The sequence below is a fragment of the Roseateles amylovorans genome (assembly GCF_025398155.2).
Classification (GTDB): Bacteria; Pseudomonadota; Gammaproteobacteria; order Burkholderiales; family Burkholderiaceae_C; genus Roseateles; species Roseateles amylovorans.
Genome location: NZ_CP104562.2, coordinates 5,038,253 through 5,052,209 on the forward strand (window position 1 = coordinate 5,038,253; position 13,957 = coordinate 5,052,209).

At 67.8% G+C, this 13,957-nt stretch carries 12 protein-coding genes; 3 read left to right on the forward strand and 9 right to left on the reverse strand.

What is annotated here, in order from left to right; translation table 11 throughout:
* Nucleotides 1-273 precede the first annotated feature (273 nt).
* Together N4261_RS20810 and N4261_RS20815 are read right to left on the reverse strand one after the other, a co-directional pair.
* Complete coding sequence (locus tag N4261_RS20810; RefSeq protein WP_261757170.1) at nt 274-960, reverse strand: transposase; 687 nt, start codon at nt 958-960, stop codon at nt 274-276.
* 297 nt (nt 961-1,257) lie between these two features.
* Complete coding sequence (locus N4261_RS20815; RefSeq protein ID WP_261757171.1) at nt 1,258-1,701, reverse strand: hypothetical protein; 444 nt, start codon at nt 1,699-1,701, stop codon at nt 1,258-1,260.
* A 308-nt stretch (nt 1,702-2,009) separates the two neighbouring features.
* Here N4261_RS20815 and N4261_RS20820 point away from each other — a divergent pair, with 308 nt between their 5' ends.
* From N4261_RS20820 to N4261_RS20830, 3 genes are read left to right on the forward strand one after another with little or no spacing between them, the layout of a single operon-like run.
* Complete coding sequence (locus N4261_RS20820) at nt 2,010-2,495, forward strand: prepilin-type N-terminal cleavage/methylation domain-containing protein (protein ID WP_261757172.1); 486 nt, start codon at nt 2,010-2,012, stop codon at nt 2,493-2,495.
* Between the two features lie 5 nt (nt 2,496-2,500).
* Nucleotides 2,501-2,920 carry a type II secretion system minor pseudopilin GspI gene (gene gspI, locus N4261_RS20825; RefSeq protein WP_261760793.1) on the forward strand — a complete coding sequence of 140 codons (420 nt, stop codon included), beginning with the start codon at nt 2,501-2,503 and terminating at the stop codon, nt 2,918-2,920.
* Nucleotides 2,917-3,591: a prepilin-type N-terminal cleavage/methylation domain-containing protein gene (locus tag N4261_RS20830; protein ID WP_261757173.1), complete on the forward strand. Its 675-nt coding sequence runs from the start codon at nt 2,917-2,919 to the stop codon at nt 3,589-3,591. The genes gspI and N4261_RS20830 overlap by 4 nt, the downstream gene beginning before the upstream one ends.
* Nucleotides 3,592-3,957: 366 nt before the next feature.
* Here the strand turns inward: N4261_RS20830 and N4261_RS20835 are convergent, their stop codons facing one another.
* The 7 genes from N4261_RS20835 to gspK all read right to left on the reverse strand — a co-directional run bounded on the left by N4261_RS20835 (nt 3,958) and on the right by gspK (nt 13,912).
* Nucleotides 3,958-5,169 carry a substrate-binding domain-containing protein gene (locus tag N4261_RS20835; protein ID WP_261757174.1) on the reverse strand — a complete coding sequence of 404 codons (1,212 nt, stop codon included), beginning with the start codon at nt 5,167-5,169 and terminating at the stop codon, nt 3,958-3,960.
* 370 nt (nt 5,170-5,539) lie between these two features.
* Nucleotides 5,540-6,742, reverse strand: a complete 1,203-nt coding sequence (gspF, locus tag N4261_RS20840; protein WP_261757175.1) for a type II secretion system inner membrane protein GspF — start codon at nt 6,740-6,742, stop codon at nt 5,540-5,542.
* 2 nt (nt 6,743-6,744) lie between these two features.
* Entirely contained in the window at nt 6,745-8,211 is a 1,467-nt protein-coding gene (gene gspE / locus N4261_RS20845; RefSeq protein ID WP_435532086.1) for a type II secretion system ATPase GspE, read from the reverse strand.
* A gap of 29 nt (nt 8,212-8,240) precedes the next feature.
* Complete coding sequence (gene gspD / locus N4261_RS20850; protein ID WP_261757176.1) at nt 8,241-11,024, reverse strand: type II secretion system secretin GspD; 2,784 nt, start codon at nt 11,022-11,024, stop codon at nt 8,241-8,243.
* Nucleotides 11,025-11,044: 20 nt separating this feature from the next.
* Nucleotides 11,045-11,599: a type II secretion system protein M gene (locus N4261_RS20855; protein WP_261757177.1), complete on the reverse strand. Its 555-nt coding sequence runs from the start codon at nt 11,597-11,599 to the stop codon at nt 11,045-11,047.
* On the reverse strand, nt 11,596-12,987 hold the full coding sequence (gene gspL / locus N4261_RS20860; protein WP_261757178.1) for a type II secretion system protein GspL: 1,392 nt from the start codon (nt 12,985-12,987) through the stop codon (nt 11,596-11,598). The genes N4261_RS20855 and gspL overlap by 4 nt, the downstream gene beginning before the upstream one ends.
* On the reverse strand, nt 12,935-13,912 hold the full coding sequence (gene gspK / locus N4261_RS20865) for a type II secretion system minor pseudopilin GspK (protein WP_261757179.1): 978 nt from the start codon (nt 13,910-13,912) through the stop codon (nt 12,935-12,937). The genes gspL and gspK overlap by 53 nt, the downstream gene beginning before the upstream one ends.
* Nucleotides 13,913-13,957 lie beyond the last annotated feature (45 nt).

The following is a 13,957-nucleotide window of genomic DNA, read 5'->3' on the forward strand; positions in this document are numbered from 1 at the left end:
GAGCCCGGTTCGGCCGCCGGCGCCGGGGCGCCCACCATGGACAGCGCACAGGCGCATGCCGCGGCACGCCCCAGCTTGAAGCGGCGCAAGCCAGGGCGGGAAGGCCCGCGCCAGGCGCGGCCGAAGGCCATCCGCCCTTCGCCCTCTGTCAGCCGGGCCCGCCTTGGGCAGGTCGCGGAACGCGTCAGCACAGCCACAGGAACCCTATTCAAATGAAACGAATGGTTCCCGTGGATCGTTGCGATCAGATGACAACGGCGCGACAGCGTGGCACTAACGCGCCATGGATCGCCCTCCTCGTTCGCCGGACAAACCACCCACGACGGGCTCATCCAGACGGACCGGCAGATCGACATGCTGCGTCCGCAGCGCATGCAGCAGGCCGCGATTGATGCGGAACTCCTCGGTGTCCGCATGCAGCATGGCGCCGTTGTTCAGGCTGCGGTGGACGATGTCGATCACATGCGGATGGGCACTGACCCTATTGAGGTCGTGCACGAACGGCTCGATCTCGGGCAGCTGTTCCGACCGCAGCTGATAGCCGACGAACCACCGCCACAGCATGTTGTAGACCAGGCCCTCCCGCACACGGCGCGGGTCCGACAGCGAGTACACCACCTGCAGCAGCCAGGCCCGGGTGACCATGCGCGCATCGAGGCCGCTGGTGCACTGCCTCGTGAGCTCGTTCATGAGCAGCCCCTCGTAGGCCAGGGTGCTGTCGATGGCTTCCCGCAGATTGACCAGGCCATGGCCCTCCGGGACGAAGGACTTCAGATGATCGGCCTGCATCCACAACGGATGCGAGACGATCCACACCCACGGCACACCGTACTTGTCCACCGAGACCGGCTTGGTCCGGGCAATCTCCACATGTCGGGACAATTCCTTGTCCAGCGTCTGCATCGAGACGCCTTGAATGCTGTCTGGTGGCACATCGGACCTCTGCCTCCTCTTCTTCATTCATTTCCTCCATTTGCCCTGAAGGGGGCTGCACCCCGACTGCACGCCGCTGGACATGCAAGGGTCTGCCACTCATGTTCCAGACGGTCGGACGCCGGGAAAACCGCAAACATCGGCACGACGGCACACCGACGGCAGGGCCATTGCCAGCGCGACAGGCCGTCCAGCAGCCACGCTGCCGTCGAACTGCGAGCACGTGCACCGAGCACCGTGCACCGTGCGTCAACGACCGATGAACGATGCCCGATGCCCGATGCCCGTTCACGACGGCTGACTCGCCGCCGACGCTTCCACGCCTCAGCGGGCGTTGACCCACCCTGCAGTCAGCCGCTGCTGCGTCGGTGCGGCAATGCGCATCACCTCGCCCTCACGGGCAATCGACACGCCATCAGGCTCGATGGCGGTCAGGGTGACGCCGCGCGCCAGGGTTTCCCCCGGCATGAAGGCCCGAGGCGGTGCGTCGTTGATCTTCAGCAAGGCGACAGATCGGTCATTGCGCGTAGCCAGTCCCAGGACAACGACATGGATGCGCACCGCCCCCGGCCCCAGCCATGAGGCGAGCGTGGCCGCAGCCGGATCGGTGAACGTGGTCACGGGCGCTGGCGCAGAGGCGGCGGGTGCTTCAGGCCGCTTGAGCGGCGCGATCCAGACCGCCGCACTGGCCATGAGTCCCACCGCACCGGCGGCATGCGTGATCCAAAGGGCGGAAGGCCGCCACGTCCCGACGTGTGTTCGATTCATTGTGATGCTCCCTGCTTGTCGTGGTGTCGCGCATCGACGTCGAGGCTGATGCTGCGACAGGGCTCCAGTAGTAGCAGACCCACATGAGGAATTCATGTCGGCGCCACATTGACGATCTAGTCTGCGTCCATCGATCGCATTGGCATTGATTCGATCGATCCAATGGGATCTGTCTTTCGAACTGATCAATCCGCTCAGCCCGTTCAATCGGCCGCATTGGCCGTATTGGCCGCATCGGCCCCATCGGCCCCATCGGCCCTATCAACGCCATCGAATCGCCACCTTCATTGACACGCCCGGTCTCATTCATGGATTCCCCTCGCCACCCGCACGGGTTTTCTCTGATCGAAGTGATGATCGTCCTGCTGATCATCGGCATCGCCACGGCCGCGATCTCGCTGCAGATTGCACCGGACCGCGGCGCCACGCTGCGGCAGGACGCGCGTGAACTCGCCCAGCGCCTGGCCGCCGCGCAGCAGGAGGTCCGCATCGACGGCCGAGTGATCGTGTGGGAGCCTCAAGGCCATGGCTATCGGTTTCTGCGGGGAACGTGGACAACGCGTCCCGGCAGCGTGGTGCCTGTGGTCACCACCGCCGCCACGCTCGACAACTTCGCCCGCGATGAGGCATTGAAGCCGCGTGAATGGAGAGCCGGCCAAGTGGAGGTTCAGCCCGCAGGTCCGGTGCTGCTGACCTCCGAATGGGTGGGCGCGTCGGCTGCGATCGAGCTTCGCCACGACGGCGACAAGGTCATGCTGATTCGCGACGCCACCGGACGCTTTCTGGTGCGATGACTCGGATGCGTGCGGAATCGCCTCGAAGGCCTCCTGGGTCGACGCACGCGTCCGTCGCCCTGCCGCGATCGACCGGCTTCACACTGATCGAGGTGCTGATCGCGTTGGCGATCATCAGCGTCAGCCTGGCCGCCTTTGTCCGATTGACCAGCCAGACAACGACGCAGGTGGGCCTGCTCGACGCCAGATCGCTGGCGATGCTGTCGGCACAGAACAGCCTCCATGAGCTTCGCATGGACGACACGCTGCCGGTCGGCGTGCGGCAGGTGCCATGTCCGCAGGCGGACCAGCGCCTCGTCTGCCGGGTGGAGATCGGTGCGAATCAGAACGGCATTCGCACCGTGAGTGTGTCGGTGCATTCGGACACGCACGGCGAGCCGGCGCTGGCCCGTTTGCAGACACGCATGGTGGAGCGACGGCCATGACGCATCGGCAGGGCTCGGGCTTCACCCTGATTGAAGTAATGATCGCCATCGTGATCATGGCGGTGCTGAGTCTGATCGCCTGGCGCGGCCTGGATACATTGAGCCGTACCACCGCCCATCTGCAGGAGCGCACCGAGCAGACGGCCCAATGGATGCGGACCCTGCAGCAGATCGAGCGTGACCTCGCCTGGCGCACGACCGTGGAACTGGACACCACCGAGCTGACCGCCGCGCGCGCCACGCGACCGACGCTGCGTGGCGCCACCGCCGCTGCGGCGCCGCAGCCCTCGGCGGCGCTGCTGCCTGTGGGCATGGCGGTGCGGCGTCAGCCGGAGTCGCTTTTCATGATCGAGGTGGTGAGAGCCGCGCCGGCGGCGCCGGGTCATTGGCAGCGGGTGCAATGGTGGATTCGGTCCGGCACGCTGTACCGGGCTGCGGGCGCACCGGCGGCGGTCTATCCGCTTCCGGCGCCTTTGCCGGCGGACCAGGTCGCCGTGCTGGATCAGGTCGCGTCCTTCGAGGTGCGGGCCTGGGAGCCCGGCACCGGTTGGCAGCGGTTGCCGTCTCTGGGCCGTGCCGGTGCGGTGGCGTCCGGCCTGGAGATCACCCTGGGCCAACGGCGCGGCGACGGACCGGTGCTGCTGTACCGCCAAGTGATCGCCCTGCGCTGAGCCCGGCGCATCCCGCAGGCGCCGCCGGATCCAACCGCCGCATCCAACCGCCACGTGCAGCAGGCAGGTTCATCCGCCACGTTCAGCGGGCACGTCGAGTGGGCATGTCGAGTGGGCACATACAGCGGGCGCCTACGAAGGCCGCGTACAGCGGAAGCGTAGAACCGGCACGTTCAACGGGCAGTGCAACGGGCACGTTCAGCGAGCACGTTCAGCGGACGCGTTCAACGAATGCGCTCAGTCTGTGCGCTGGGCAGCCGACGATCTGCCAAATGAAAAACGCCGAGCACTGTGCGTGCCCGGCGTTCCGGTCAGGTGGGATCACGCTGCTTGTGGCAGGTGATCGCCCGTATCAGCCCATGCGACTCAGCGGCCGATGGCGTTGCACACCGAGGTGTTGCCGATTTCCAGGGCGGCGCCCGAGGTCAGGAAGGCTTGCTGGATCGCGGTGTTCCAGTTGGCCGGCAGCTTCACGAAGTTGTGACCCGACAGGTAGGCGTCGTAGGCGCCGCTGTTGAGGTTGCTCAGGAAGCTCTTGGCGGCGCCACCGGCCGTGCCGGCGGCCACGCCACCGGCGTAGCACTGGCCCAGGACCAGGTTGGTCGTGCCGTAGATCGGGTAGGCCGCGGTGGGCAGCGAATAGGCCGGCACCCAGTTCAGCGGGTTGGCACGGGCGATGGCGGTGGCCGGCGGGGTGACTGCCTGGATGGCGTTCTGGATCGAGGCCGCCGACGGCGTGAAGCCGTTGATGCTGGCCACGTTGCTGCCGTTGCCGGTGTAGAGGTCACGGTCCGGGGTCAGGAAACCCAGGCGATGGTCCTGCGCCAGGGCGCCGTAGACACCGGAGCTGCCGCTGGCACCGACCCAGGCGTCAGGGATGCCGTCGGCGTTCGCGTCTTGCGCAGCGGTCAGCGTCGGCAGGGCGCTGGCGACCACGGTCTTGAAGTTGTTGGAGACAGTGAACGACTTGCCGGCAGGCAGGTAAGAACCGCAGGCGGCGCTCAGGAAGCGCGACAGCAGCTCGGTCGTGCCGCTGGTCTCGACGCGGTAGACCACGGCGATGGCGCTGGCCGTCGCGGCCGAGCTGATCTGGTTCCAGTTGCGGGCGGCCGAATCGTAGGAAAAGATGCGGCAGATCTGCTCGGAGCTCAGGTTCAGCGAGGCCAGGCCGGTTTCCTTGAACGGCAGCAACACCGGGGTGGCGAAGGCCGGCACTTGCACCAGGCGGCCGTAGTTGGCGACCGACGAGGACGCGCCGTTGTTGTAGGCACCGTTGTAGGTGGTGATCTGAGCGGAGGTCAACGCGGAGTCGCTGCCCACGATGTGCACGGTGCCGCTGGTGCCGAACAGCGCGGCATTGTTGGTGAGGAAGGCATTCAGGCCGGTGCCGCTGCCGGTGCCGGCGTAGGACCAGGTGCCGTTGATCGGGCCGTGGGCAAAGATGTCCTGGTACATCAGTTGCGGCAGCGTGGCGCCGCCAGACGTGACGTTCTGTGCCGAAGCGGCGCCGGCCACGGCCAGCAGGCCAGCGGCGACGGCTGCGGAGATGACGCTCATCTTGATATTCGCGGATTTCATTGAAATGCTCCTTGAACAAACCAGTAGTGAAAGACCACGACCCATTGACCGCCCGTTGGATGCGGGATCAGCCATCGGTCGATTGCTGCTTTTGCTTCCCTCATCGACCTGTTGATCGACGTATCGCCAATCGGTTGACGATGAATGGATTCTTCGATTCCACGGTGACGCGGTCTTGAACAAGAATCCCCAACACGAATCGACATTCACCCGTGTTTTCGACCCCGTGCCGACCCATTCGCCGCGCTCCGGAACGTCGCGAGGGCTGCATCCTCCCGAACACACGGAAATCGCTCGTGAGAACCGTCACATTCGGTGTGCAGCACCCTGACGATTTCGCGCGCGCACCGGTGTTCGGTGCGCGCGGAACTCACTGCACCATCTGATTGATTTCCATGATCGGCAGCAGCACGGCGAGCACGATCAGCATCACCACACCGCCCATGCCGAGAATCATCATGGGCTCGAGCAGCGCGGTGAGCCGCGTGGCGCGGCGCTCCAGATCCCGCGAGAGATTCGCAGCGGCGCGCTCCAGCATCGGCGCCAGCGCGCCGGTCTTCTCGCCGCTGGCGACCAGGTGGATCAGGTTGGACGGGAACAGCTTCTGCACCCGCAAGGCGGCGGCGAAGGGAGCGCCCTCGCGCACCCGCGCGGTCGTGTCGGCGGCGCACTGCCTCAGGCAATCATTGCCCATGGTCTGGCGGGCCGCCTCCAGCGCGCGCAGCAGGGGCACGCCAGCGTCCATCAGGATGGCCAGCGTGGAGGCGAATCGCGCCGTGTTGACGCCCAGCACATAACGGCCGATGAGCGGCAGGCGCAGGAGCGCCGCATGCCAGCGCAGCCGCGTGGCGTCGTGGCGCAGGGCCCGGCGCACGAGCAGCGCCGCCGCCGCGATCAGCAGCACGGTCCATCCGCCCCATTCACGGACATAGCCGCTGGCATCGATCATGAGTGTGGTCAACGTGGGCAGATCCTGGCGGGCCTGGGTGAAGGCGCTGACCACCTGCGGCACCACATAGCCGAGCAGAAACACCACGATGCCGACCGATACCAAGGCCATCACCGCGGGATAGATGAAGGCGGTCAGCATCTTGCTGCGCAAGTGGTCGCGGTTCTCGAGGTAATCCGCCAGCCGCTCCATGACCCGGGCCAGATCACCCGAATCTTCCCCTGCACTCACCAGCGCGCGGTAGATCGCCGGATAGTCGCGCGGTCGCTCGCCCAAGGCATCAGCCAGGCGCATGCCGCCGCGCACATGCGCGCAAACCGCCGTGAGCGACTCCACCACCACCTTCTTCTCCGCCTGCTCAATCGTTGCGGTGAGCGCCGATTCCAAGGGCAGGCTGGCGCCCAGCAGACTGGCCAGCTCACGGGTGGCCCAGCACAGCTCGGAAGCTGGCAGGCGCGGCGTCATCCAGGCGACGCCGGTGCCAATCGAGGTCTTTCGCACGCCGAGCGCAGTCAAGCCCCGCTCGCGCAATTGCAGCCGCACCGCCCGCGCGGATTCAGCCTCGGTCGAGCCGGATTGGATCTCGCCGCCGGCATTGACCGCCTCGAAGTGGAATCGCGGCATGGCTACTGATCGTCTCGCGTGACGCGCAGGATTTCGTCCGAGGTGGTGATGCCGGCGGCCACCCAGCGCTGGCCGTCCTCGCGCAGGGTTCGCATGCCGCGTTGGCGGGCCAGGTCGCGCAACGCGTGCTCATTCCCACCATCGTGGACGATCCGGCGCACATCGTCATCAATCACAAAGAGCTCGTGAATGCCGGTCCGGCCCTTGTATCCGGATTGATTGCAATGCGGGCAGCCCACAGGCATCCATTGCAGGGTGCCGTCCGGCAGCGGCGCTTCCCGCTTGCATTGCGGGCACAGGCAGCGCACCAGGCGTTGCGCCAGCACGCCCAGCAGCGAGGATGACAGCAGGAAGGGCTCGATGCCCATGTCGGTGAGCCGCGTCACGGCGGAGATGGCGTCATTGGTGTGCAGGGATGCCAGCACGCCGTGGCCGGTGAGGGAGGACTGCACGGCGATCTGCGCGGTCTCCAGGTCCCGGATCTCACCGATCATGATGTTGTCCGGATCCTGCCGCAGCGCGGCCCGCAGCGCCGCGCCGAAGCTCATGCCGATCTTCGAATGCACCGGGATCTGGTTGACGCCGGGAAGGTCGTACTCCACCGGATCCTCCACCGAGAGAATGTTGCTCACGCTTTTGTCCAGTTGCCCCAGCGCGGCATACAGCGTGGTGGTCTTGCCGCTGCCGGTGGGACCGGTGACCAGCACGATGCCATGCGGCTGACGAATCAATCGGGTGAGCGCGGCCAGGGTGTCCGGCGCCAGGCCCAGGCGGTCCAGCCGCAGCCGACCCGCATCCTTCTCCAGCAGGCGCAGCACCGCGCGTTCGCCATGAACCGTCGGCACTGTGGAGACCCGCACATCGATCGGGCGTCCGCCGACGCGTAGCGTGATCCGGCCATCCTGCGGCACCCGCTTCTCTGCGATGTCCAGCTGCGACATGATCTTGATCCGCGAGATCAGCGCGGCATGCAGCGCCTTGCGGGGCGAGACGACATCGCGCAGCGTGCCGTCCACGCGATACCGCACCACCGAGTGGGTTTCGAAGGCCTCGAAGTGGACATCGCTGGCGCCGTCCCGCGCCGCCTGGGTGAGCAGCGCATTGATCATGCGGATCACCGGCGCGTCGTCCTGCGCATCGAGCAGGTCGGTCACCGCCGGGATGTCCTGCATCAGCCGCTCGAGGTTGACCTCCGATTCCGCCGCGCCGACCACTGCGGCCGCGCTGCCGCTGTCCGCATAGGTGGCGGACAGCAGCGTGTCCAGGGTCTCGTCGCTGATCTCGCGCCAGGCGACCAGGCCGGTGTGGCGCTGCGCCTCGGACAGCGCCCATCCGGGCGTGCGGGGGCTGAGCATCAGCATCGGCACGGGCATAGCGCCGGATTCATCCCGGTCCGACACGACGATGCGTTGCGCACGCGCCCAGGCATGCGGCAGCGGCCGCAGCAGAATCTCAGGCATCTGCGGCATCTGCGGCATCGGTGGCATGGGCGGCACGCTCATGGCATCACCACGATTTCCGGACGGTAGCCGAGCTCGCGCAGCACGCCGGTGGCGGTGTCGACCGCCCGCGCATCCCGCGATGCATCCACCCGGACCGCATAACCGATGCCCCCCGGTCCACCCACGATGTAGGCAGGCATGCCGCTGATGCGCACTCGCTTGGCGATGCGCACCGCGTCATCCTGATCCGCCACATCGGCGACCTGCAGCACGGTCTTGTTGCTGTCCGGTGTGGCGTAGAGCACGGTGGGATCGCCGGTGACGCCGACGTTGGACGGCAACCGCGATCGCACCGGCGGCTCTTGCGCCGCGTCCGGCTGCGTCGGGCGTTGGCGCATCTGCTGCCGGGTCTCGACCTCGGGCGACGGCTGCTGCCGGGTCTGGTCCCACTGCGCCGGGCGAAGGTCCAGCGAGGAGCGGGCGCCGACCATCGGCACCTCCATCGGCGGGAGGATGGGCGCGGGCAGATCCGGCAGCAAGAGGTGTTTGTCGGGCTGCGCTTTGCTCTGCTGCGCGCGCATCACGTTGTAGCGATCCTGGGTGAGCCCGCGACCGGCATTGGCGTCACGGATCACATAGGGGCGCAGAAAGACCATCAGGTTGGTCTTCACCCGCTGGCGCTTGTCGTAGCGGAACAGATGGCCCAGCAGCGGAATCGATCCCAGCCCGGGCACCGATTCCTCGACGTTGTTGACGCTGTCTTCCAGCAGGCCGCCCAGCACCATGATCTGGCCGTCGTCCAGCAGCACGCTGGTGTCCAGCGCCCGCTTGTTGGTGACGATCCCGGCCACGCCGGAGTTCTGGTCGTCGATGCTGGAGACCTCCTGATAGATGTCCAGCTTGACGGTGCCGCCCTCGGAGATCTGCGGGCGGATCTTCAGTTGCAGGCCGATGTCCTCGCGGGTCACCGTCTGGAACGGATTGTCGGAGCCGCCGCCGCCCGGCGTGATGTACTGGCCGCTGACAAACGGCACCGTCTTGCCGACGATGATCGACGCGGCCTCGTTGTCCAGTGTCAGGATGTTGGGCGTCGACAGGATGTTGACGCTGCCCTTGGTCCTGAGCGCCCGAGCCAGCAGGTTCAGGTTGAGGATCTCGCCCACGCCAGGCAGGTTCACCGTGCCGTCGATGAGGCCCAGGCTCAAGCCACCGGGCAGGAAGTCGATGGTGTTGGCGGCGTTGTTGTTGAGGTTGGCGCCACCGCCGAAGTTGCTGCCACCGATGAACTTGCCGTTGTTGCGCATCCATTGGATGCCGAGTTGCGCGGCGTCCTGCTCGGTGACTTCGACGATCAGGCTCTCCACCATCACCTGTGCGCGGCGCTGGTCCAGCAGGTCGATGACGCGACGGATGCTGCGGTACATCGGCTCCGGCGCCGCGATGATGAGCGCATTGGCGGTCGCATCGGCCTGCACGGTGACGCCACCGGCCGAGAACGCGGTCGACGATCCCGAACCGCCGCCGGCAACCTGTCCGCCATTGGCGCCGCCATTGCCATTGCCGCCAAATCGGGCACTGCCACCGCCGCTTTTGCTGCTGCCACTGGATACGCCGGAGGGCGTCGAGCCGGTGCGCGACGGCGTGCCGCTGCTGTTCGTGGCGGCCGCCCCACCGGACATGCCGCCGGCACCGAGTGCGGCGCGGGCGTTGTCGCCGCTGCCCAGGGCCGAGGTGCCGGTATCCCCGGTGAGCATGCCGCGCAGCACGCCGGCCAGGTAGGTGGACTGCGCATGGCGCAGATAGACGACATGGAGATTGCCCGGGTCGTCCTGGGCGCTGTCCAGCTTGGCCAGCAGATCGCGTGCGAGCCGGGTGCGCGACGGGCTGCTGGACCGGATGATCACGTTGTTGGAGCGCGGATCGGCGAGCAGGACGATGTCGCGCCGGTTGTCGTTGCCGCCGGTCTGGAGCAGATCGCTGGCCAGCCCGGCGATGTCGACCGCCACACCGTGGTGGATCTTCACCACATCGGTGTCGAGCGAGGTGGGCGTATCGATGCTCTCGATGATCCGGCTGAGGCGCTCCAGGTTGTCGACATAGTCGGTGATGACCAGCATGTTGCTCGAGGCATGGGCGGTGATGCTGCTCTCGGGCGCCACCATTGGCTTGAGCACCGGCACCAGCGCTTCCGCGTTCTCATAGGCGAGGCGGATGGTCCGGGTGGCGACACCGCCGCCCGGCGCGCGGGCATTCACCGGGCCGCCCTGCAGCTTGGCATCGGCCACCGGCACGACACGGCTGACCCGACCCACGTCCACGATGGTGAAGCCGCGCATGCGCAGCGCAGCGACAAGCATGTCGTAGGCGGTGCCGGCCGGCACCTCGCCGTGGGAGACCAGGGTGATCTGCCCCTTGACGCGCGGATCCAGCAGGAAGTTCCGGCCCAGGAAGCGCGCCAAGGTCGAGATGACCGACGGGATCTCCGCATCGACGAAGTTCAGCGCGGCCTTGCCCGGCACATCGCTGGTGGTGCGGCGAGTGAGTGGCTCGTCCGCGCCGCGGCGCGCGGGCCGGTCCGAGTCCTCGCGGGCCTTTGCGGCCGACGTCATCTCGGCACCGGCGGTGCCCGGAGGGATGACGGGCTGGGGGATGGCCGAGGGGAGCCCGGGCGATCGGCCATCAGGGGACTCGGTCGCCCGTGCGCTGCGCACATAGGTGCCTTCGCGGAACAAGGGGGCATCCGGATCGTTGGACTGGGAGGCTGGGGTGACGCAGCCCGACAGCATCAGGCAACTGGCCCATGCGGCGAGGCGGTGCTTCGGATCCGTGAGGGATCGCATGATGATCAACTCCCTAAGGGTCATGTCGCCACGATCGTGATGGTGAATCGGACGTCGCTCCGCGACGCGGAGATCGGTCGGTCGTCCAGGCGCTGCAGCGAGAACTGCGCCACCTTCATCTGCAGCGTCGGCGGCCCGGCGAGCAGCCAGGCCATGCCTTTGGACAGATCGACCGCACGATCGAATTCGATGTGAATCGCGGCCCCGTCATCGCTCAGCACATAGGCGCCGGCCAAGCCCGCGCCGTCGAGGCTGGCGCGCAGGCGCTGGAGACGATCCTGCGGCGTGATCGCAGACGGGCGAGCCGCGGGCTGGCCGTCCGCGCCAAGAATGTCCTTCAGCGCAGCGGCCTGGGAGCGAAGCCGCGGCAGTTCGTTCTCCCAGTGCCGGATCGACGCCAACGCCGGCCGGGCCCACAGCAGCCAGACGGCCGTCGCCACCACCGCCACGACCATGCCGACGATCTGCAGGCGCTCGCGCGGCGACAGCGCACGCCATCGATCCTGCGCTGCATCCACCAGCGGCTTGAGTTGGCGCTGCAGCGGCCACCGCAGGGCGTTCAGACGCGCTTTCATGGGGTCACCCCGACGCGCACCGGGGCGGACGTCTGTGCCGTGCTCGCTCCCGCTGCGGGCGGTGCCTTCGATGCATCCACCTGCAGCCGAAGGCCCTGCGCGTCAGCCAGCACCGTGAGACCACGCGCCTGGGCCTGCGCCTGCAGCGCTTGAAGCTCGTCGGCACCAAAGGCCGCGCCCTCGCGCCATTGGAGCCACAGTTGACCGTCCTGGAACGCCAGGCGCTGAAGCTGCCCCTGGGCGTTCGGCAGCAAGGCGGCGCCCGCCCGCAGCAGCGCCGCCGGGTCATCCGATGGTGCGCCGCCGACGGCAACGCCCGCGCGACGCGCATCGCGAAGCTGGCGCGCCTGCTGCAGAGGATTGATCACCACCGGCACGTCCGGAAAGGCCGCCTTCACATCAGCCGCCATCTGCCGCGACAGGGCCTTGCCCTGCGCGGCCAGGTCCGACGCCTGCACCTGAAGTCCGACGACGGCCACCATCGCGGCGGCCATGGACCATCCCAGCGCGGGCGCCAGCCATCGATGGTCTGCGCCGGCGCCGTGGCGTCGCGCCAGCGGGAGCGACCAGGTCCAGCCGCTGCCGGACCACGCCGATGTGGACGGGGCGGGCAGCTCGCTGGCCTCTTCGCCGTGGCCGCCATCGGTGTCCTCGCTGTCGACTTGAGTACGGGCCGCCGGGCCATCGCTCACGAAATCCCCCTCGCCTTTCAATTGGAGCCACCGCACGCCGGGATGGTCGGGCCGCGTGGCGCGCAGGCGTTGCTCGATCTGCGCCGCACCTCGCGAGCCCTCCGCGTTCGGCAGCAGCAAGCCCTCATCGGCGGCGGAGCGCACGACCACCCAGTCGTCGATGCAGACGGCGGTGGCGCGACCGTCGCCCGACTCGCCGTCTTCGGGCTGAGGCAAGAAGGCGGGCGGTGGCAGGACCGCCTGCACCGGCAGGCCGATCCGTTGCAGGGTCTGCGTGATCTGCGACAGCGCCTCCGCGCTCATCCACGCCAAGGGCACCTGGCCCGTGCCGGTGCGCGTGCCCGAGGCCACCGCGAGCGTGGCCGTGTCCGAGAGAACCAACAGGTCGAGTTCGCCGAGCAGCGCCGTGCGCAGCAGCTTCGCGGGCAGCGGCGGCAGCGTGAGCTCGGTCATCGACACCTCGCTGGGGTGCGGACAGGCTTCCACACGTCGGGCTCGAAGACGGACCGCGACGTCGGCGAGGTGCTCGAAGGTCGCTTCATGCCACTCGCCCTGAGGCAGACGCCAGGCGGCGCGCACCGTCGCGGTCTCCAGCATGCGGGTCGGCGGCAGCATCAGCCGCAGCAGCTCAGCCTGGATCACGTCAGGCGCCTTCTCGAAGCCAGACGAGCCGGGGAAGGGAGTCCTTGTCGTCATGCAGCAAGGCCTGCATCAGCAGCGTGGTGCGGGACATCTGCAAGGCGGTGGACACACGGAACCATTGGCTGGTGATGCCGATGAGCAGCGGGGTGTCGTCCAGCGTCGGCATCTGCAGCCGATTGACGAAGTCGCCGCGGTTGATGAACCACTGACCCTGATCGCGGGTGCGGAGCACCGCACGGGCGCGGTCGACGTCCAACCCCGGCACCCAGGCCGACAGCACCTCGGCGCTGGCGGTGTTGGCATTGACCCAGGTGCGCTGCGGCAACACGGTGACGAAGGGCCGCAGCCGCTCGATGCTGCCGGCCTCCACGCCCGGCGTGGCGAGCAGATCGTCCATCACCCGTGGCCGCGGGGCCAGGTCATGCGCAGGCGGGCCGTCGATACCTAATTGCTGGGCGATGGCTTGCGCTTCCTTTTCATCCAGACTCGCTTCGGATGCTGAAGCGGGCGCTGCAGCGGCGATGGGCTGGGCATCTGCTTCTACCAGACTCGTCACCACCCGCCGCGCGATGCGCCCCGCCTGATCGGCGGGCACGCCCAGCAAGCCGCACAGGCGCAGGAACACGCCGGCTTCGACCGCATCCAACTGGCCTGACGCCACCAGGTTGCGAAGGTTGAACTTGGCCTGTTCATCGGTGATCTCGGTGAACGCCTGCGCCGGCGCGCCCTCGATCTGACCGAGCACCTGCGCGACGACAGGCTGGTTCCATCCGCCGTCGAGCCGTGTGGTGGGGTCGCGTTGCGCGTCCAAACGCAGGACCACCTGCGCCCGGCTGATTTCACCACGGAGCAGCCACCGCGCCTGGGCCCAGGTCTGCTCGGCCTGAGCGGCTCGGATGAAGGCGGTCTGCCGGCTCAGCAGCGCGGCGGCCAGCACCGCGATCACGGCGACCACCAACAGCATGCTGACCACGGCCATGCCGCCTCGCCGCGCGCGATCCTGGGGGTGGGGCGGGCGGGGTGT

Excerpts from the sequence above, each read along its gene's own strand:
- N4261_RS20810 (WP_261757170.1), bottom strand. The coding sequence starts at position 960 with ATGAAGAAGAGGAGGCAGAGGTCCGATGTGCCACCAGACAGCATTCAA.
- N4261_RS20815 (WP_261757171.1), bottom strand. The coding sequence starts at position 1,701 with ATGAATCGAACACACGTCGGGACGTGGCGGCCTTCCGCCCTTTGGATC.
- N4261_RS20820 (WP_261757172.1), top strand. The coding sequence starts at position 2,010 with ATGGATTCCCCTCGCCACCCGCACGGGTTTTCTCTGATCGAAGTGATG.
- gspI (WP_261760793.1), top strand. The coding sequence starts at position 2,501 with ATGCGTGCGGAATCGCCTCGAAGGCCTCCTGGGTCGACGCACGCGTCC.
- N4261_RS20830 (WP_261757173.1), top strand. The coding sequence starts at position 2,917 with ATGACGCATCGGCAGGGCTCGGGCTTCACCCTGATTGAAGTAATGATC.
- N4261_RS20835 (WP_261757174.1), bottom strand. The coding sequence starts at position 5,169 with ATGAAATCCGCGAATATCAAGATGAGCGTCATCTCCGCAGCCGTCGCC.
- gspF (WP_261757175.1), bottom strand. The coding sequence starts at position 6,742 with ATGCCGCGATTCCACTTCGAGGCGGTCAATGCCGGCGGCGAGATCCAA.
- gspE (WP_435532086.1), bottom strand. The coding sequence starts at position 8,211 with ATGCCGCAGATGCCTGAGATTCTGCTGCGGCCGCTGCCGCATGCCTGG.
- gspD (WP_261757176.1), bottom strand. The coding sequence starts at position 11,024 with ATGCGATCCCTCACGGATCCGAAGCACCGCCTCGCCGCATGGGCCAGT.
- N4261_RS20855 (WP_261757177.1), bottom strand. The coding sequence starts at position 11,599 with ATGAAAGCGCGTCTGAACGCCCTGCGGTGGCCGCTGCAGCGCCAACTC.
- gspL (WP_261757178.1), bottom strand. The coding sequence starts at position 12,987 with ATGACGACAAGGACTCCCTTCCCCGGCTCGTCTGGCTTCGAGAAGGCG.
- gspK (WP_261757179.1), bottom strand. The coding sequence starts at position 13,912 with ATGGCCGTGGTCAGCATGCTGTTGGTGGTCGCCGTGATCGCGGTGCTG.